Genomic DNA, 19274 nt, shown 5'->3' with positions numbered 1-19274 from the left:
CTGAAGTTCGCGTCGGTCGAAGCGCTGCGAGACGACGCGCAGAGCTTCTCGTGCGACCTGACGCCTCACGGCAAGGCGCGCCGCGTGTTCTCGCAGCGGCAACCGCTCGACGGTGTGATCGTCGCGATCACGCCGTTCAACCATCCGATGAACCAGGTTGCGCACAAGATCGCGCCGGCGATCGCGACCAACAACCGGGTGATCGTGAAGCCGTCCGAGAAGGTGCCGCTGTCGGCGTTCTATCTGGCGGACCTGCTGTACGAGGCCGGTTTGCCCGAACCGATGCTGCAGGTGCTGACCGGCGACCCGCGCGAGATCGCGGACGAGCTCGTCACGCATCCGCATGCGTCGCTGATTACCTTACGGGCGGCGTGTCGATCGGCAAGGCGATCGCCGCGCGGGCCGGCTACCGGCGCATCGTGCTGGAGCTGGGCGGCAACGATCCGCTGATCGTGCTCGACGATGCCGATCTCGAACGGGCGACGTCGCTGGCCGTGCTCGGTTCGTACCGGAATTCGGGCCAGCGCTGCACGGCCGTCAAGCGGATGCTGGTGCAGCGCTCGATTGCGCCGGCATTCACCGAGTTGCTCGTCGAGAAGACGCGCCGCCTGGACGTACGGCGATCCGTTCGATCCGCGAACGAGATGGGCACGGTGATCGACGACGCGGCGGCGCAGCTGTTCGAGGCGCGGGTGAGCGAGGCGGTCGCGCAGGGCGCGCGCCTGCTGACCGGCAACGTGCGGCGCGGCGCGCTCTATGCGCCGACCGTGCTCGACAACGTCGATCCGTCGATGACGATCGTGCGCGAGGAGACCTTTGGCCCGGTCTCGCCCGTGATCGCGTTCGACACGATCGACGACGCGATCCGGATCAGCAACGGGAGGCGTTCGGGCTGTCGTCGGCCTCTGCACGGACAGCACGGGCCGCGGTCGTGCGGTTCGTGAACGAGCTGAACGTCGGCACGGTGAACGTCTGGGAAGTGCCGGGATACCGGATCGAGCTGTCGCCGTTCGGCGGGATCAAGGATTCGGGGCTCGGCTACAAGGAAGGCGTTCAGGAAGCGATGAAGAGCTTCACGAACCTGAAGACGTTTTCGCTGCCTTGGGAGTAAGCGGATGGCACTGACTGTCGACGAGATTCACGGGCTGTATCGCGAGCACGGCCATGTTGCCTATAGCGGCGAACCGGTCACGCAGCTGAGAGCATGCGTTGCAGAGCGGTTTGCTGGCGGAAGAGGCCGGTGCCGACGAAGCGCTGGTCGCGGCGGCATTCCTGCACGATCTCGGGCATCTGCTGAATCGGCAGGGCGAGACGCCGAGCGCGCGCGGGATCGACGATCTGCATCAGTATTACGTGTTGCCGTTCCTGCGACCGCTATTCAACGATGCGGTGCTGGAGCCGATCCGGCTGCACGTCGATGCGAAGCGTGCCTGTGCCGGACGGACGCCGGTTACTTCGAGAGCCTGTCGCCGGACTCGGTGCGCAGCCTCGGGCTGCAGGGCGGCATCTTCAGTGAAGAGGAGACGGCGGCGTTCCTGCAGCGCCCGTTCGCGGAGGACGCGCTGCGTCTGCGTCGCTGGGACGATACGGCCAAGGAAGAAGGCAAGGTGACGCCCAACCTCGATCACTATATGGAGATAGTCGCGCGCCAGATGCGCGTGGCCTGACGATTCGGCCGCCTCTATTTAAGGCCCCGCACGCGGTAGCGTGCGGGGCCTTAAATTTTTCGAGAAACCCCTTGCGCGATCGCGGTGGGTGTTAGAATCGCCTCTTTCGCGCTAACGGAAACGCGGCGCGGGAGAAGAAGGAAGGGAAGCAGTGCGGTCGAGGTTGCTGTAGAGCCCCGACACACAAGGCGTTGAACCCCAACCGTCGCAACGAAGTAGTTAAAAAAGTTGTTGACGAGTTGAAAAAGACGGTTCATAATCTCGCTTCTCTGCTGCTGAAAACGCAGCGCTGCTGAGAGACACGAAGTTCCTCGCAGAAATGCTCTTTAAAAATTAACAGCCGATAAGTGTGGGCGCTTGATGGACGCGAGCTGATCCTCGGATCAGATAGCGAAAGTATCAAGAGTCTCACACTAAAGTAAGTCAGGTTTATGAAGCAATTCATATTCCTGTCAGCTTTGAGTGAGCGACCGGTTCTTAACTGAACCGAAAACAGTAACAGGTTTAAACTGAAGAGTTTGATCCTGGCTCAGATTGAACGCTGGCGGCATGCCTTACACATGCAAGTCGAACGGCAGCACGGGTGCTTGCACCTGGTGGCGAGTGGCGAACGGGTGAGTAATACATCGGAACATGTCCTGTAGTGGGGGATAGCCCGGCGAAAGCCGGATTAATACCGCATACGATCTACGGATGAAAGCGGGGGACCTTCGGGCCTCGCGCTATAGGGTTGGCCGATGGCTGATTAGCTAGTTGGTGGGGTAAAGGCCTACCAAGGCGACGATCAGTAGCTGGTCTGAGAGGACGACCAGCCACACTGGGACTGAGACACGGCCCAGACTCCTACGGGAGGCAGCAGTGGGGAATTTTGGACAATGGGCGAAAGCCTGATCCAGCAATGCCGCGTGTGTGAAGAAGGCCTTCGGGTTGTAAAGCACTTTTGTCCGGAAAGAAATCCTTGGCTCTAATACAGTCGGGGGATGACGGTACCGGAAGAATAAGCACCGGCTAACTACGTGCCAGCAGCCGCGGTAATACGTAGGGTGCAAGCGTTAATCGGAATTACTGGGCGTAAAGCGTGCGCAGGCGGTTTGTTAAGACCGATGTGAAATCCCCGGGCTCAACCTGGGAACTGCATTGGTGACTGGCAAGCTAGAGTATGGCAGAGGGGGGTAGAATTCCACGTGTAGCAGTGAAATGCGTAGAGATGTGGAGGAATACCGATGGCGAAGGCAGCCCCCTGGGCCAATACTGACGCTCATGCACGAAAGCGTGGGGAGCAAACAGGATTAGATACCCTGGTAGTCCACGCCCTAAACGATGTCAACTAGTTGTTGGGGATTCATTTCCTTAGTAACGTAGCTAACGCGTGAAGTTGACCGCCTGGGGAGTACGGTCGCAAGATTAAAACTCAAAGGAATTGACGGGGACCCGCACAAGCGGTGGATGATGTGGATTAATTCGATGCAACGCGAAAAACCTTACCTACCCTTGACATGGTCGGAATCCTGCTGAGAGGTGGGAGTGCTCGAAAGAGAACCGGCGCACAGGTGCTGCATGGCTGTCGTCAGCTCGTGTCGTGAGATGTTGGGTTAAGTCCCGCAACGAGCGCAACCCTTGTCCTTAGTTGCTACGCAAGAGCACTCTAAGGAGACTGCCGGTGACAAACCGGAGGAAGGTGGGGATGACGTCAAGTCCTCATGGCCCTTATGGGTAGGGCTTCACACGTCATACAATGGTCGGAACAGAGGGTTGCCAACCCGCGAGGGGGAGCTAATCCCAGAAAACCGATCGTAGTCCGGATTGCACTCTGCAACTCGAGTGCATGAAGCTGGAATCGCTAGTAATCGCGGATCAGCATGCCGCGGTGAATACGTTCCCGGGTCTTGTACACACCGCCCGTCACACCATGGGAGTGGGTTTTACCAGAAGTGGCTAGTCTAACCGCAAGGAGGACGGTCACCACGGTAGGATTCATGACTGGGGTGAAGTCGTAACAAGGTAGCCGTATCGGAAGGTGCGGCTGGATCACCTCCTTTCTAGAGCTTCTCGCAAAGTTGAGCGCTCACGCTTATCGGCTGTAAATTAAAGACAGACTCAGGGGTCTGTAGCTCAGTCGGTTAGAGCACCGTCTTGATAAGGCGGGGGTCGTTGGTTCGAATCCAACCAGACCCACCACCGTCTTGGCGGACGGTACACCCTGAGGCATACCTGTACATGGGGGCATAGCTCAGCTGGGAGAGCACCTGCTTTGCAAGCAGGGGGTCGTCGGTTCGATCCCGTCTGCCTCCACCAATCTTCAATGACAAGCGTTCGACTTCGTCGAACGTTTGTCATTGGCGATTGAGCCAGTCAGAGTGATATGAGTAACACCATATCGGCTGTCGTTCTTTAACAATCTGGAAGAAGTAAGTAATTTGGATAGCGGAAGCGTCTATGAGATGGACGTGAAAACTATCCGGGTTGTGATTGTATCGATGTATCTCAAGATGATTCGAACTCTATGTTTGACTCAATTGGAATACGGCACAAATGCGAGAACTCAACCTGTAACGAACTGTCGATGAGACAGACTCGTTATAGGGTCAAGCGAACAAGTGCATGTGGTGGATGCCTTGGCGATCACAGGCGATGAAGGACGCGGTAGCCTGCGAAAAGCTACGGGGAGCTGGCAAACAAGCTTTGATCCGTAGATGTCCGAATGGGGAAACCCACTCCTTTTGGAGTATCCATAGCTGAATACATAGGCTATGCGAAGCGAACGCGGTGAACTGAAACATCTAAGTAACCGCAGGAAAAGAAATCAACCGAGATTCCCAAAGTAGTGGCGAGCGAAATGGGATGAGCCTTGCACTCTTTATTTGTATTGTTAGCCGAACACTCTGGAAAGTGTGGCCATAGCGGGTGATAGCCCGTAGGCGAAAACAGTACGAAAGAACTAGGTGTGCGACAAGTAGGGCGGGACACGTGAAATCCTGTCTGAAGATGGGGGGACCATCCTCCAAGGCTAAATACTCGTGATCGACCGATAGTGAACCAGTACCGTGAGGGAAAGGTGAAAAGAACCCCGGGAGGGGAGTGAAATAGATCCTGAAACCGCATGCATACAAACAGTCGGAGCCTCGAAAGGGGTGACGGCGTACCTTTTGTATAATGGGTCAGCGACTTACGTTCAGTAGCAAGCTTAACCGTATAGGGCAGGCGTAGCGAAAGCGAGTCCGAATAGGGCGTTCAGTTGCTGGGCGTAGACCCGAAACCAAGTGATCTATCCATGGCCAGGATGAAGGTGCGGTAACACGTACTGGAGGTCCGAACCCACTAACGTTGAAAAGTTAGGGGATGAGCTGTGGATAGGGGTGAAAGGCTAAACAAACTTGGAAATAGCTGGTTCTCTCCGAAAACTATTTAGGTAGTGCCTCGTGTCTCACCTTCGGGGTAGAGCACTGTCATGGTTGGGGGGTCTATTGCAGATTACCCCGCCATAGCAAACTCCGAATACCGAAGAGTGCAATCACGGGAGACAGACATCGGGTGCTAACGTCCGGTGTCAAGAGGGAAACAACCCAGACCGCCAGCTAAGGTCCCCAAATATAGCTAAGTGGGAAACGAAGTGGGAAGGCTAAAACAGTCAGGAGGTTGGCTTAGAAGCAGCCACCCTTTAAAGAAAGCGTAATAGCTCACTGATCGAGTCGTCCTGCGCGGAAGATGTAACGGGGCTAAGCTATATACCGAAGCTGCGGATGCGTGCTTTGCACGCATGGTAGGAGAGCGTTCTGTAAGCCTGCGAAGGTGTCTCGGAAGGGATGCTGGAGGTATCAGAAGTGCGAATGCTGACATGAGTAGCGATAAAGGGGGTGAAAGGCCCCCTCGCCGTAAGCCCAAGGTTTCCTACGCAACGTTCATCGGCGTAGGGTGAGTCGGCCCCTAAGGCGAGGCAGAAATGCGTAGCTGATGGGAAGCAGGTCAATATTCCTGCACCATTGTTAGATGCGATGGGGGGACGGATCGCGGAAGGTTGTCCGGGTGTTGGAAGTCCCGGTCGCTGCATTGGAGAAGGCGCTTAGGCAAATCCGGGCGCAGGATTCAAGGGTGTGGCGCGAGCTCCTTAGGGAGCGAAGCAATTGGAAGTGGTTCCAAGAAAAGCCTCTAAGCTTCAGTCTAACGATGACCGTACCGCAAACCGACACAGGTGGGCGAGATGAGTATTCTAAGGCGCTTGAGAGAACTCGGGAGAAGGAACTCGGCAAATTGGTACCGTAACTTCGGGATAAGGTACGCCCTTGTAGCTTGATGCCCCTGCGGGCAAAGGGTGAAGGGGTTGCAATAAACTGGTGGCTGCGACTGTTTAATAAAAACACAGCACTCTGCAAACACGAAAGTGGACGTATAGGGTGTGACGCCTGCCCGGTGCCGGAAGATTAAATGATGGGGTGCAAGCTCTTGATTGAAGTCCCGGTAAACGGCGGCCGTAACTATAACGGTCCTAAGGTAGCGAAATTCCTTGTCGGGTAAGTTCCGACCTGCACGAATGGCGTAACGATGGCCACACTGTCTCCTCCCGAGACTCAGCGAAGTTGAAGTGTTTGTGATGATGCAATCTACCCGCGGCTAGACGGAAAGACCCCATGAACCTTTACTGTAGCTTTGCATTGGACTTTGAACCGATCTGTGTAGGATAGGTGGGAGGCTATGAAACCGGAACGCTAGTTTCGGTGGAGCCGTCCTTGAAATACCACCCTGGTTTGTTTGAGGTTCTAACCTTGGCCCGTGATCCGGGTCGGGGACAGTGCATGGTAGGCAGTTTGACTGGGGCGGTCTCCTCCCAAAGCGTAACGGAGGAGTACGAAGGTACGCTAGGTACGGTCGGAAATCGTGCTGATAGTGCAATGGCATAAGCGTGCTTAACTGCGAGACCGACAAGTCGAGCAGGTGCGAAAGCAGGTCATAGTGATCCGGTGGTTCTGTATGGAAGGGCCATCGCTCAACGGATAAAAGGTACTCTGGGGATAACAGGCTGATACCGCCCAAGAGTTCATATCGACGGCGGTGTTTGGCACCTCGATGTCGGCTCATCTCATCCTGGGGCTGTAGCCGGTCCCAAGGGTATGGCTGTTCGCCATTTAAAGAGGTACGTGAGCTGGGTTTAAAACGTCGTGAGACAGTTTGGTCCCTATCTGCCGTGGGCGTTGGATATTTGAAGGGGGCTGCTCCTAGTACGAGAGGACCGGAGTGGACGAACCTCTGGTGTACCGGTTGTCACGCCAGTGGCATCGCCGGGTAGCTATGTTCGGAAGAGATAACCGCTGAAAGCATCTAAGCGGGAAACTCGCCTTAAGATGAGATATCCCTGGGGACTAGATCCCCTTGAAGGGTCGTTCGAGACCAGGACGTTGATAGGTCAGGTGTGTAAGCGCAGTAATGCGTTCAGCTAACTGATACTAATTGCCCGTAAGGCTTGATCCTATAACAAGTCTGTTTCGCGCTGGATAGCGCGTCGGACGGGTTGGATTCTCGTGTGTGCGATACACACAACTCAAAAAATTACTGCTTCTTCCAAGATTGGTTGTGCTGCGAAGCCAGCGCAACAACCCTCTTTGCCTGATGACCATAGCGAGTCGGTCCCACCCCTTCCCATCCCGAACAGGACCGTGAAACGACTCTACGCCGATGATAGTGCGGATTCCCGTGTGAAAGTAGGTAATCGTCAGGCTCCCTAAGCCGAGAACCCCCGCCCGAAAGGCGGGGGTTTTTGCATTTGAGCGGCGGAAATGCGTGTGGAGTACTCGGCATGGATGCTTTGGCTGATCAATCGCATGTCGGTGCGAGCCAGCCGCACCGCTGACTCACCTTTGAACTCCACGCTTCACCGATAACTGATCGCCCCGCTCGGGCCGGTAAAGATCAGACCGTCATCCAGCAACGTGTCGAGTACCTCGACATCGTTGGTCAGCATGGCCGCGCGAAGTGCGGCTTCATACAGTTCGATCACTGCGCGCACTGCATCCCGAACGGCATCCGTATCGCGGCCTCGCATCATTTCGAAGAATCAGGATTCCACACGTCTCGACACATGGTCGTGAGGCGCGCGGCGACTTGCACGTTGCGGACAATCCCGCATCACGCCCACCCGGCAGATGCTATTCCGCTTTCGGCAGCGCTTGGCGCCGGACGATCATCAGCGCGCAGATGCCGATCGACGCGATGATGTTGACCGACGGATAGAACGCGACCGCGACATTCCACCTGCTGAGCGCCAGCAACGCCAACGCGTACTTGAGCACGCACAGCGCGAAATACGCGAGACTCTCGCTCCACGGATCGCGGAGCGTCTTGCGTACGGTCGGCCCGAGGCCGGCAAGCTCGATCAGTGTGACGAGACAGATCGAGATCGTCGGGTCATCGGTCAGCATCCAGAGCGGAATCGCCGACAACGCGGCGCACAGAAAAAACCAGTCGATGCGAGTCCAGCCGCGCTCGCCTCGAAAAATGCTCGCGACGAAGGTCAGGAAGCAGGTGACGGCGATCGCTGCCGTACACCATGCCGAAGGTCCGGCGCCTGCCACGAACTGGCCCGCGGCCGCGATCGCCGTGACGACCGACCAGACGAGCCACGTGAACAGATGCGGACGGACGGTGCGGCGATAGATCGCGAGCGCGTACGGAATCGCTGCCAGCAGAGACACGGCAGATCCGATCACACCCAGCACTGAAGCAGCGTCCTGATCGACGGTCACCATCGAAGCAGCCTTGTTCGTATGGGCCGACCAGTATGTGGTCGTACCGGACGATGTGCAACGTCGTACCGGTATTCGGCGCCGCGAATCGCGCCGTGCATCGCTGTCGAACCTCGAAACGATCGAACCCATGCAAACCACCCGACGATCGCGAAGTCACAGGAAAACCGACTGCATGACGGGCGAATGAATAGAAATAACCTCTTCAATGAGAAGAAAAACTGTTCTTTCAAATCTCTTTTTGATGACCGACAGTTTGACAACCGGACGACTGCTGCGATTCACGGCGGTCAGCGACATCGGTCGTGCCCGCTGGCGTCTTTCGTCGGGTCGAGTCCAGGCGGACAACAACGCACAAGCGCCTGGTCGTCACAACGGAGTCTTGAATGAACCCAACTTCAACAGAAAACTTTCGGCACGCGGACTGGAGACAACTCGCCGCGCAGATTGCGCCGCGAACGCTCGCGCATATCGCCGGCCGCAACGTGCCGGCCCGAAGCGGCCGCACGTTCGCCGCAATCAATCCGGCCACGGAAGCCGTCATCGCGGAAGTCGCGTCGTGCGACGCGGCGGATATCGACGATGCCGTGCGTGCGGCCCGCGAAGCTTTCGAATCGGGCGTGTGGTCGCGTTGCGCGCCGGCCGAACGCAAGCGCGTGCTGTGCCGGCTTGGCGAACTGATCGTCGCGCATGGCGCGGAGCTCGCGCTGCTCGATTCGCTCAACATGGGCAAGCGTGTCGCGGATGCGATCAGCATCGACGTGCCGGCCGCCGGGAGTCTCTTCAGCTGGTACGGCGAAGCCGTCGACAAGCTGAACGGCGAGGTCGCTTCCACCGATCCCGGTAACCTCGCGATCGTCACGCGCGAGCCGCTCGGTGTCGTCGGTGCGGTGGTGCCGTGGAATTTCCCGCTAGACATGGTCGCGTGGAAGGTGGCGCCGGCGCTGGCGGCCGGCAACAGCGTCGTGCTGAAGCCCGCGGAACAATCGCCGTTGTCCGCATTGCGTCTCGCGGAACTCGCGCTCGAGGCCGGCTTGCCGCCCGGTGTCCTGAACGTCGTGACGGGGTATGGCGAGACTGCCGGGCGGGCGCTCGGCCTGCATCCCGACGTCGACGTGCTTGCGTTCACGGGATCGACGGCCGTGGGCAAGAAATTCCTCGAGTACGCCGCGCAGTCGAACATGAAGCAGGTGTGGCTCGAATGCGGCGGCAAGAGCCCGAATCTGGTCTTCGACGATACGGACGATCTCGATCTCGCCGCCCGCAAGGCCTGCTTCGGCATCTTCTTCAACCAGGGCGAAGTGTGCTCCGCGAATTCGCGGCTGCTGGTGCAGCGCTCGATTCACGATGCATTCGTCGATCGGCTGATTGCGCATGCCGCCGCGTTCATGCCGGGCGATCCACTCGATCCGGCGAGCGGCATGGGCGCGATCGTCGACGAACACCAGCATCGTCGCGTGTGCGACTGGATCGAGCGCGGCCGCAAGAGCGCCACGCTCGCGATCGGCGGAGGCGCGCCGCGCGTCGATGGCAAAGGCTACTTCGTCGAGCCGACGATCTTCATCGACGTGAAGCATGGCGACCCGATCGCGCGCGACGAGATCTTCGGGCCCGTCCTGTCGGTGCTTCCGTTCGATACCGAGGATGAGGCGGTCCGTCTCGCGAACGACTCGATCTACGGGCTTGCCGCGTCGGTGTGGACCGGCAGCCTGTCGCGCGCGCATCGCGTGTCGGGTCGCCTGCGTGCCGGCACCGTGTCCGTCAATACCGTCGACGCGTTGAGCGCGCAGACGCCATTCGGCGGGTTCCGCCAGTCGGGTTTCGGTCGCGACCTGTCGCTGCATGCGATCGACAAGTACACGGGACTCAAGACGACCTGGATCAGTTACTGATTCGGCGCGGCGACTCGCATCACTTCACACCGCTGCCGGGCCGGCGAAACCTGCTGCGCCGGCAGCGCACCCTCCCCTTGATTCACACAACGAAACCGGAGACTCGCACATGAATGCGCCCAACTTTCCGCACCGCACGACCCAGGACTATCAACGCAGCGACGCCGCGCATCACCTGCATGCGTTCGTCGACCAGAAGGCGCTGAACCAGGAAGGCGCGCGCGTGATGGTGCGCGGCGAAGGCGTCTACCTGTGGGACAACGACGGCAACCGCTATCTCGACGGGATGTCGGGCTTGTGGTGCACCAACGTCGGCTATGGCCGCCCGGAGCTGGTCGACGCGGCCGCGCGGCAGATGAAGGAACTGTCGTACTACAACATGTTCTTTCATACGACGCATCCGTCGGTGATCGAACTGTCGGAGCGGCTCTTTGCGCTGCTCGGCAATCGCTTCAGTCATGTCGTCTATACCAATTCGGGATCCGAATCGAATGAAGTGCTGATTCGCACCGTGCGCCGCTTCTGGGACGTGATGGGCAAGCCCGAGAAGAAAGTGCTGATCGGCCGTGTGAACGGCTATCACGGCTCGACGGTCGGCAGCGCGTCGCTGGGCGGCATGGCGTTCATGCACGAGATGGGCGACTTGCCGATTCCGAACATCACGCACGTCGACGAGCCGTACTGGTATGCGAACGGCGGTGACCTGAGCCCCGAGGCATTCGGCAAGCAGGCGGCGTTGTCGCTCGAGCGCAAGATCCTCGAGATCGGCGCGGATCGCGTCGCCGCGTTCGTCGCGGAGCCGTTCCAGGGCGCGGGCGGCATGATCTTCCCGCCGGACGGCTACTGGCAGGAAATCGAGCGCATCTGCCGTCAATACGACGTGCTGCTGTGCGCGGACGAAGTGATCGGCGGCTTCGGCCGTACCGGCGAATGGTTCGCACATCGCCACTTCGGCTTCGAGCCGGACCTGATCTGCATGGCGAAGGGGCTGACGTCGGGCTACGTGCCGATGGGCGGCCTGATCATGAGCCGGCGCGTCGGCGATGCGCTGGTCGAGAAGGGCGGCGTCTATGCGCACGGGCTGACCTATTCGGGGCACCCGGTCGCGGCCGCCGTCGCCCTGGCGAACCTCGACGTGCTCGAGCGCGAGCGTCTCGTCGAGCGGACGAAGACGGATACGGGCCCGTACCTGCAGCAGGCGTTGCGCGATGCATTCGACGGTCATCCGCTCGTCGGCGAAATCCAGGGCGTGGGCGCAGTCGGTGCCATCCAGTTCGCGAAGAACAAGGCGACGCGCGAGCGCTTCGCGAACGAGGCCGATCTGACCTGGCACAGCCGGACGGTCGGGTTCGAACTCGGCGCGATCGTGCGCTCGACGAACGGCCGGCTGATCGTTGCACCGCCGCTCGTGATCGACCATGCGCAAATCGACGAACTGGTTGGCACGATGCGCAAGGCGGTGGATGCAACCGCCAGGGAAGTACTCGGGATCGACTGCTGACCGGTTGCACGGCGCGATTTCCGCTTGGTACAAGACGGGTGGAATCGCGCGTCGCGACGGACGCAGCTTGCGCGGCTCGCACGATTGCGTGTGAGCCGGAAAGTGGCGATCCGGCGCGAACCTGATCGGAGCGACACAGGGTAGCAAGCACATCGGTGACGGGTATTCGTCTGGTTGTCATGTAGGAATGCGAATTGAATTCGCCATGCATGAAAACCGCATTTCCCGGGCATACGGACGAACGCCTGCACTGCCTGTGCAACTGACCCGCTCTGATCCCCCGCAAGCCAACGAACATCACAACAGAGACAAGGAGACGAAATGAGTCAGGGCGAGTCCATTGCTCATCTCGAGGAAAGCACGATCCAGCAGATTCCACTGACGGAGCGGCACGGCAGCGCGAAGGACCTGTTCACGATCTGGTTCGGTTCGAACATCATGATGCTGACGATCGTCACCGGGTCGCTCGCGACGACGGTGTTCAAGCAGCCATTCTGGTGGGCGGCGCTCGCGACGCTCGTCGGCAGCCTGATCGGCGCGATCTTCATGGCGCTGCACTCCGCGCAGGGGCCGCAGCTCGGCGTGCCGCAAATGATCCAGACGCGAGGGCAGTTCGGTTCGTTCGGTGCGTTGCTGGTGGTCGGGCTGGTCGTCGTGATGTACGTCGGCTTCTTCGCGTCGAACTGCGTGTTCGGCGGGCAGGCGCTGCACAGCCTCAGCGCCGGCATCCCGCTCGATGCCGGTGTGGTGGTGATCGGTCTGATCAGCCTGCTGGGATCGATCTACGGGTACAAGCTGATCCACGCGTATGCACGGCTGCTCAGCTGGTGTTCGGGCACCGTGCTCGTGCTTGCGTTCGTGTGGATCATCTTCGTGCACGGGCTGCCGGGTGATACGTTTTCGAAGCATTCGCTGAACCTGTCGGGCTTTCTCGGTTCGATGTCGGTGGCCGCGCTGTGGCAGATCGCGTATGCGCCGTACGTGTCCGACTACTCGCGCTACCTGCCGCCCGATACGGGGCCGCGCACGGCGTTCTGGTCGAGCTACTGGGGCTGCGTGCTCGGTTCGTTCTTCCCGATGCTGCTCGGCTGCCTGGTGGGCCTCGCCACGCCCGACGGCAACGTCGTGAACGGTCTCACGGGCCTCACGCAGGGCATCAGCGTGCTCGTGATCGTCGTGCTGTCGTTCGGCATCGCGGCCAGCAATGCGATGGAGCTGTATTGCGGCGCGCTGTCGGCCATCACCGTATTGCAGACGCTCTTTCCGTCGTGGTCGGGCCGCGCCCGCGCACGGGCGATCACGGCGATCGTGCTGTGCTGCATCGCACTCGCGATCGCGCTGTTCGGGCAGAACAATTTCCTGGCCGGCTACACGAACTTCATCCTGCTGCTGCTGTACGTGCTCGTGCCGTGGACGGCGATCAATCTCGTCGATTACTACCTCGTCTGCCACGGCGAATACGATGTCGATTCGTTCTTCCGGCAGGACGGCGGCATCTACGGGCGCTTCAATGCGATCGCGGTCGGGTCGTATTTCATCGGCATCGTCGCGCAGGCGCCGTTCATGGCGACCGATCTCTATACCGGGGAACTGGCAAGCCGGCTGGGCGGTGCGGACATCTCGTGGATCGTCGGGCTGTCGTTGACGTCGCTCGTCTACTACGCGGGTTGCAAGTTGTTCTCGCGACCGATGCACGACGTTGCCCCGAGCATCGACGGCATGTCGCGCTGACCGCGCCGCCCGCCCGGGCTGCGCCGCCCCCGCGTGTCACTGCTCCTGCTGCGCGGCATTGACGTCACGGCGAAACGCGCCCGGGCTCGTGCCCGTCCATTTCCGGAAGGCCCGATGAAACGCGCTGGGCTCGGTGAAACCGAGCTCGGCCGCGATTTCCGCGACGCTGAGCGTGTGCCCGCGCAGCAGCGACTGCGCGAGCGCGCCGCGCAGTTCGTCCTTGATCGCCGCGAAGCTCTGCCCCTCGCTGCGCAAACGCCGCCGCAGCGTCGCGGGCGTCGTGCCGAGGCGCACGGCCAGCGTATCGAAATCCGGCCACTCGGCGGCCGGCCGCGCCTTCAGGTGCGCACGCGTCTTCGCGACCCAGCCGGTGTCGTGCCGATAGCGGACCAGCAGATTGCCGGGCGCGCCGCGCAGGAACGTCTTCAGCGCCTGCGCGGAGCGGATCGTCGGCAGCGCGAGATACGCGGCGTTGAAGGCGAGCCGGCTGTCGGGGCGGTCGAAATGCACCGGCACGCCGAAGAACTGGTGGTAATCGCTGCGCTGATCGGGGCTCTGGCACGCGAAATCGATGCGCTGCAGCGGAATGCGGCGCCCGATCAGCCAGCACGCGACGCCGAGCAGGATCAGCCAGAACGTCCGGTAAGCAAACGCCGAATAGGGTGCGCCCGACTGCGTCAGGACGATCTGCGCCTGCCCGTCGGCGACGACGAGTTCGCCGTGCGGCTCGTCGAGCACCACGCGCAGGAACTGCAGCGCGCGCCGCAGCGCCTTCTCGAGCGTGCCGGCATGCAGCACGGCGTGGCAGAGCAGCGTGAAGCTGCCGCGCCGCATCGGGCGGGCGGCCAGGCCGAAGAATTCGTCGTCGATCGCGCCGGCGATCGCGAGCCACAACCGGCCGTATTGCTGCGGCGTGACGGGCTCGCGCACGGCATCCGGCAAGCCCGCGGCGCGCAGCACGGGCTCGACCGGGATCCGCTGCCGGCGCAGGCTCTCGAGCGCATCGTCGACGAAATCCGGCGAGATCATCTGCGGCCCCATTTTTCACGTCCTCCTGACATGGCAAAAGCGATCACGATTCTAGATTCTGTTTGTCATTGATTGCAATGTGACGGCTGTCTACCATCATCGATATACCGCTGGTTTGCCGACGGTCATAACGAACAGGAGACACGCATGCGTGATGGAGCAACCGCCCGGGTGGCGCCGGCCTACGCCGACGCCGTGGCCGGCTTCCGTATCGAGACCGCCGCAGCGCAGTTGCACGGCGACCTGGAGCGGGGCCTGAACGCCTGCGTCGAATGCTGCGACCGCCATGCAGCGGCGGACGCGAACGCGATCGCGCTCGACTGGATCGACGCCGGCGGCCAGCACCGCAGCTTCACGTTCGCGCAGATGCAGGCGCTGTCGGCGCGCGTCGCGAACCTGCTGGTCGCGCAGGGCGTGAAACCGGGCGACGTGGTGGCCGGCCTGTTGCCGCGCACGCCCGAGCTCGTCGCGACGATCCTCGGCACGTGGCGCGCGGGCGCCGTCTATCAGCCGCTGTTCACTGCCTTCGGTCCGAAGGCGATCGAGCATCGGTTGCGCATGAGCGATGCGCGGCTGGTCGTGACCAACGTCGCGAATCGAGCAAAGCTCGACGAGATCGCCGATTGCCCGCAGGTCGCGACGGTGCGCGAGTCCGGCAACGCGCTGCCGGCAGGCGACATTGATTTCCGCGCGGCGCTGGATGCGCAGTCCGGCACGTTCGAACCGGTGCTGCGCAAGGGCACCGACCTGTTCATGATGATGTCGACGTCGGGCACGACGGGCTTGCCGAAGGGCGTGCCGGTGCCGCTGTACGCGCTGCTCGCGTTCGGCGCGTACATGCGCGACGCGGTCGACCTGCGCGCAGGCGACCGCTTCTGGAACATCGCCGATCCGGGCTGGGCCTACGGTCTCTATTACGCGATCACCGGCCCGCTGCTGCTCGGCCATGCGACGACGCTGTACGAAGGCGGTTTCACCGTCGACAGCACCTACGACGTGATCGAACGGCTCGGCATCACGAGCCTCGCCGGCTCGCCGACCGCGTACCGGATGCTGATGGCGGCCGGCAGCGACGCGGCGGCGCGCCTGAAAGGGGCGTTGCGCGTCGTCAGCAGCGCGGGCGAGCCGCTGAATCCGGAAGTCGTGCGCTGGTTCGACGCGGCGCTCGGCGCGCCGATCTACGACCACTACGGCCAGACCGAACTCGGGATGGTCGTGAACAATCATCACGGACTCGCACACGTCGTTCACGCCGGTTCCGCCGGTTTCGCGATGCCCGGCTACCGCGTCGCGGTGCTCGACGACGCAGGCCGCGAGCTCGGCCCCGGCGAGCCCGGCAACCTCGCGATCGACATCGCGCGCTCGCCGCTGCTGTGGTTCCACGGCTACTGGCAGCAGGACACGCCGGCGATCGCGGGCGGCTACTACCGGACCGGCGACAACGTCGAGCTGGAGCCGGACGGCACCGTGAGCTTCATCGGCCGCGCGGACGACGTGATCACGTCGTCCGGCTACCGGATCGGCCCGTTCGACGTGGAAAGCGCGCTGATCGAGCATCCGGCCGTCAGCGAGGCCGCCGTGATCGGCGTGCCGGACCCGGAGCGCACGGAGATCGTCAAGGCCTACGTCGTGCTGTCGAAGGGCTTCGAAGGTACGCCCGCGCTGGCCGACGAGCTGAGCCAGCACGTGAAGCGGCGGCTGTCCGCGCACGCCTATCCGCGCGCGATCGACTTCGTCGACGCGTTGCCGAAAACCCCGAGCGGCAAGATCCAGCGCTTCGTGCTGCGCAAGATGGAAGCCGAGAAGGCCGTTCAATCCTGAATACTGAATACGGACTGCGAATGAATATCAAGGATCGCGTTTTTCTGATTACGGGCGCCGGTTCGGGCCTGGGTGCCGCGGTCGCGCGGATGGTGGTCGCCGAAGGCGGCAAGGCCGTGCTGCTGGACGTCAATGAAGACGCCGGCGCGAGCCTCGCGCATGAACTCGGCGCGGCCGCGCGCTTCGTGAAGACCGACGTGACGAGCGACGCCGAAGGGCAGGCGGCCGTCGCCGCCGCGCGCGACGCGTTCGGCCGGATCGATGCGCTCGTGAATTGCGCGGGCGTCGCGCCGGGCGAGAAGGTCGTCGGCCGCGAAGGTCCGCATGCGCTCGACCGCTTCGCGCGCGCGGTGTCGATCAACCTGATCGGCACGTTCAACATGATCCGGCTGGCGGCCGACGCGATGTCGAAGCAGGACGCGAACGCGGAAGGCGAGCGCGGCGTGATCGTCAATACCGCGTCGGTCGCGGCGTTCGACGGACAGATCGGGCAGGCCGCCTATGCGGCATCGAAGAGCGGTGTGGTGGGCATGACGCTGCCGATCGCGCGCGAACTCGCGCGGTTCGGCATTCGCGTGGTGACGATCGCGCCGGGCATCTTCGAGACGCCGATGATGAGCGGCATGCCGCAGGACGTGCAGGATGCGCTCGGCAAGAGCGTACCGTTCCCGCCGCGGCTCGGCCGCCCGGACGAATTTGCGGCGCTGGTGCGCCACATCGCCGAGAATACGATGCTGAACGGCGAAGTCATCCGTCTCGATGGCGCGCTGCGCATGGCACCGCGCTGACACTGGAGGAAATCAATCATGACGACACAGGATCCGATCGTAATCGTTGGGGCGGCGCGCACGCCGATGGGCGGTTTCCAGGGCGACCTGGCTGCCGCCAGTGCAAGCGACCTCGGCGCGGTGGCGATCCGCGCGGCACTCGAGCGCGCGAACGTACCGGCCGAGCGCATCGAGGAAATCGTGTTCGGCTGCGTGCTGCCGGCCGGCCAGGGGCAGGCGCCCGCGCGGCAGGCCGCGCTGAAGGCCGGGCTGCCGCTGGGCGCAGGCGCGACGACGGTCAACAAGATGTGCGGCTCGGGGATGAAGGCCGCGATGTTCGCGCACGACCTGCTGCTGGCAGGCTCGGCCGACGTCGCCGTCGCGGGCGGGATGGAGAGCATGTCGAATGCGCCGTACCTGCTGCCGAAGGCGCGCGCGGGGATGCGCATGGGGCACGGCCAGGTGCTCGACCACATGTTCCTCGACGGGCTCGAGGATGCGTACGACAAGGGCCGGCTGATGGGCACCTTCGCCGAGGATTGCGCGCAGGCCTACCAGTTCACGCGCGAGGAGCAGGATGCGTTCGCGATCACGTCGCTGACGCGCGCGCAACGCGCGATCGCGGAAGGGCGTTTCGTGTCGGAGATCGCACCGGTGACGGTGAAGGCCGGCAAGAAGGAAACCGTCGTGTCGATCGACGAGCAGCCGGGCAACGCGAAGCTCGACAAGATTCCGACGCTCAAGCCGGCGTTCCGCGAAGGCGGCACGGTGACGGCGGCGAACGCGTCGTCGATTTCGGACGGCGCGGCCGCGCTCGTGATGATGCGTCGCTCGGAAGCGGAACGGCTCGGCCTCACGCCGAAGGCCGTGATCGTCGGGCATTCGACCTACGCGAACAAGCCGGGCCTGTTCGCGACGGCGCCGATCGGCGCGATCCGCAAGCTGTCGGAGAAAACCGGCTGGAACCTGCGCGACGTCGACCTGTTCGAGATCAACGAAGCGTTCGCGGTGGTTGCGATGGCCGCGATGCGCGATCTCGACCTGCCGCACGACAAGGTCAACGTGCATGGCGGCGCGTGTGCGCTCGGCCATCCGATCGGTGCATCGGGCGCGCGCGTGATGGTGACGCTCCTGGCCGCGCTCGAAGCGTATGGCCAGAAGCGCGGCGTCGCGTCGCTGTGTATCGGCGGCGGCGAAGCGACGGCGATCGCGATCGAGCGCATCGTCTGACGCAAACGCACGATGCGAAAGCATCGCGCACGATACGGCAGGCACGCCGTATCGCGATGCGGGCGGCGGGCAGCGCGCAGGGTCTTCCTGCCTCGTGCCCGTTGCCCGTTTTCTTTTTCGGGGCTGGCGCGCGCGTTACGCGTTCGCGTTCGGCGACACCGCGCCGCATGCGCGGATCACGAGCTGCACGACCTGCTCGGTCTTCTCGTCGAATCCCTTCTGCGTGAACGCACGCTTGCCGCTCAGCGCGCGGATCTGCGCATCGAAATCCGCATAATGCTGCGTGGTCGCCCACACCAGGTACAGCAGCGCGTGCGCATCGATCGGCGCGAGCAAGCCGCGCGCGATCCAGCCTTCGACCACTGCCACGCGCTTGTCGAACCACGGCTTCACGCGCTCCGACAGGATGTCCTGCATGTGCGTCGCACCGTGGATGATCTCGTTGGCCCACACCTTCGAGCCGAGCGGGCGGCGCCGCGACAGATCCATCTTCGCGCGCACGTAGCTGCTGATCGCCTCCACCGGATCGTCGCCGTCCTCGAACGGTCCGGCCGCGTGGTGCCAGTCTTCGAACAGATCGTCGAGCACGCGACGGTACAGCGCGAGCTTGGTCGGGAAGTAGTAATGCAGGTTCGCCTTCGGCAGACCCGCACGTTCGGCGATCATCGCGGTGCTCGCGCCGTCGAGCCCGCGCTCCGCGAACACGGCTTCCGCACAGGCCAGCAAATGCGCTTCGTTGGACTCGCGGATGTGTGCCTTGCGTCGCCGCAAAGGCGCGCGCGTTTCGTCGGTGCCGGTCGCGTCGGCGCCCGCTTCGTCATGTCTCATCGTTACCCTCGCGCGGCGTGCATGCCGCGTTGGGCTTCATTCTAGCCGCACGTCTGCGTTGAGCGCACGTGCTC

10 protein-coding genes, 2 tRNA genes, 3 rRNA genes and 2 pseudogenes are annotated in these 19274 nt (G+C 62.1%); 13 read left to right on the top strand and 4 right to left on the bottom strand.

Translation table 11 applies throughout. The features are described from left to right. The first annotated feature begins 84 nt into the window (after positions 1 to 84). From BX604_RS40030 to rrf, 7 genes and pseudogenes are all read left to right on the top strand, one after another. Positions 85 to 1111 (top strand): annotated as a pseudogene (locus tag BX604_RS40030) (aldehyde dehydrogenase family protein). 4 nt (positions 1112 to 1115) lie between these two features. Further along, positions 1116 to 1667: pseudogene (locus BX604_RS27825) on the top strand (phosphonate degradation HD-domain oxygenase). A 506-nt stretch (positions 1668 to 2173) separates the two neighbouring features. Beyond that, positions 2174 to 3706, top strand: a 16S ribosomal RNA gene (locus BX604_RS27820). A gap of 62 nt (positions 3707 to 3768) precedes the next feature. Next, positions 3769 to 3845, top strand: a tRNA-Ile gene (locus BX604_RS27815). Positions 3846 to 3886: 41 nt separating this feature from the next. After that, positions 3887 to 3962: transfer RNA gene (locus BX604_RS27810), tRNA-Ala, on the top strand. A gap of 288 nt (positions 3963 to 4250) precedes the next feature. Continuing rightward, positions 4251 to 7130: ribosomal RNA gene (locus tag BX604_RS27800) — 23S ribosomal RNA — on the top strand. A 134-nt stretch (positions 7131 to 7264) separates the two neighbouring features. Beyond that, positions 7265 to 7377: ribosomal RNA gene (gene rrf, locus BX604_RS27795) — 5S ribosomal RNA — on the top strand. Together the 16S, 23S and 5S rRNA genes with 2 tRNA genes alongside form the textbook arrangement of a ribosomal RNA operon. 153 nt (positions 7378 to 7530) lie before the next feature. Here the strand turns inward: rrf and BX604_RS38670 are convergent. Both BX604_RS38670 and BX604_RS27790 read right to left on the bottom strand, forming a co-directional pair. Then, positions 7531 to 7656, bottom strand: a complete 126-nt coding sequence (locus BX604_RS38670; protein ID WP_179894855.1) for a nuclear transport factor 2 family protein — start codon at positions 7654 to 7656, stop codon at positions 7531 to 7533. Positions 7657 to 7804: 148 nt separating this feature from the next. Further along, positions 7805 to 8404: a hypothetical protein gene (locus BX604_RS27790; RefSeq protein WP_098553967.1), complete on the bottom strand. Its 600-nt coding sequence runs from the start codon at positions 8402 to 8404 to the stop codon at positions 7805 to 7807. Between the two features lie 383 nt (positions 8405 to 8787). Here BX604_RS27790 and BX604_RS27785 point away from each other — a divergent pair, with 383 nt between their 5' ends. From BX604_RS27785 to BX604_RS27775, 3 genes are all read left to right on the top strand, one after another. Continuing rightward, complete coding sequence (locus BX604_RS27785; protein WP_098553966.1) at positions 8788 to 10293, top strand: aldehyde dehydrogenase; 1506 nt, start codon at positions 8788 to 8790, stop codon at positions 10291 to 10293. 109 nt (positions 10294 to 10402) lie between these two features. After that, positions 10403 to 11794, top strand: coding sequence for an aspartate aminotransferase family protein (locus BX604_RS27780; RefSeq protein ID WP_098553965.1), 1392 nt, complete (start codon positions 10403 to 10405; stop codon positions 11792 to 11794). A 321-nt stretch (positions 11795 to 12115) separates the two neighbouring features. Then, positions 12116 to 13525: a purine-cytosine permease family protein gene (locus BX604_RS27775; RefSeq protein WP_098553964.1), complete on the top strand. Its 1410-nt coding sequence runs from the start codon at positions 12116 to 12118 to the stop codon at positions 13523 to 13525. A 36-nt stretch (positions 13526 to 13561) separates the two neighbouring features. Here BX604_RS27775 and BX604_RS27770 read toward each other — a convergent pair whose 3' ends face one another. After that, positions 13562 to 14566: an AraC family transcriptional regulator gene (locus tag BX604_RS27770; protein WP_098553963.1), complete on the bottom strand. Its 1005-nt coding sequence runs from the start codon at positions 14564 to 14566 to the stop codon at positions 13562 to 13564. Positions 14567 to 14701: 135 nt separating this feature from the next. Between BX604_RS27770 and BX604_RS27760 the strand changes: the two genes are divergently transcribed. The 3 genes from BX604_RS27760 to BX604_RS27750 are packed head-to-tail and all read left to right on the top strand — an operon-like array spanning position 14702 to position 18372. Continuing rightward, entirely contained in the window at positions 14702 to 16375 is a 1674-nt protein-coding gene (locus BX604_RS27760) for an acyl-CoA synthetase (RefSeq protein ID WP_098553962.1), read from the top strand. A 20-nt stretch (positions 16376 to 16395) separates the two neighbouring features. Continuing rightward, the gene (locus BX604_RS27755) at positions 16396 to 17163 is read left to right on the top strand and encodes a 3-hydroxyacyl-CoA dehydrogenase (protein WP_098553961.1); all 768 of its coding nucleotides are present in this window, start codon (positions 16396 to 16398) and stop codon (positions 17161 to 17163) included. Between the two features lie 18 nt (positions 17164 to 17181). Beyond that, entirely contained in the window at positions 17182 to 18372 is a 1191-nt protein-coding gene (locus tag BX604_RS27750; protein ID WP_098553960.1) for an acetyl-CoA C-acetyltransferase, read from the top strand. Between the two features lie 135 nt (positions 18373 to 18507). Here BX604_RS27750 and BX604_RS27745 read toward each other — a convergent pair whose 3' ends face one another. Then, the gene (locus BX604_RS27745; protein WP_098553959.1) at positions 18508 to 19200 is read right to left on the bottom strand and encodes a TetR/AcrR family transcriptional regulator; all 693 of its coding nucleotides are present in this window, start codon (positions 19198 to 19200) and stop codon (positions 18508 to 18510) included. Between the last annotated feature and the right edge of the window lie 74 nt (positions 19201 to 19274).

Source organism: Burkholderia sp. JKS000303 (assembly GCF_002563755.1).
In the GTDB taxonomy this organism is placed as follows: domain Bacteria; phylum Pseudomonadota; class Gammaproteobacteria; order Burkholderiales; family Burkholderiaceae; genus Burkholderia; species Burkholderia anthina_B.
Note: the sequence above shows the minus strand (reverse complement) of the source record. Positions and strands in the feature narration are given on the sequence as shown.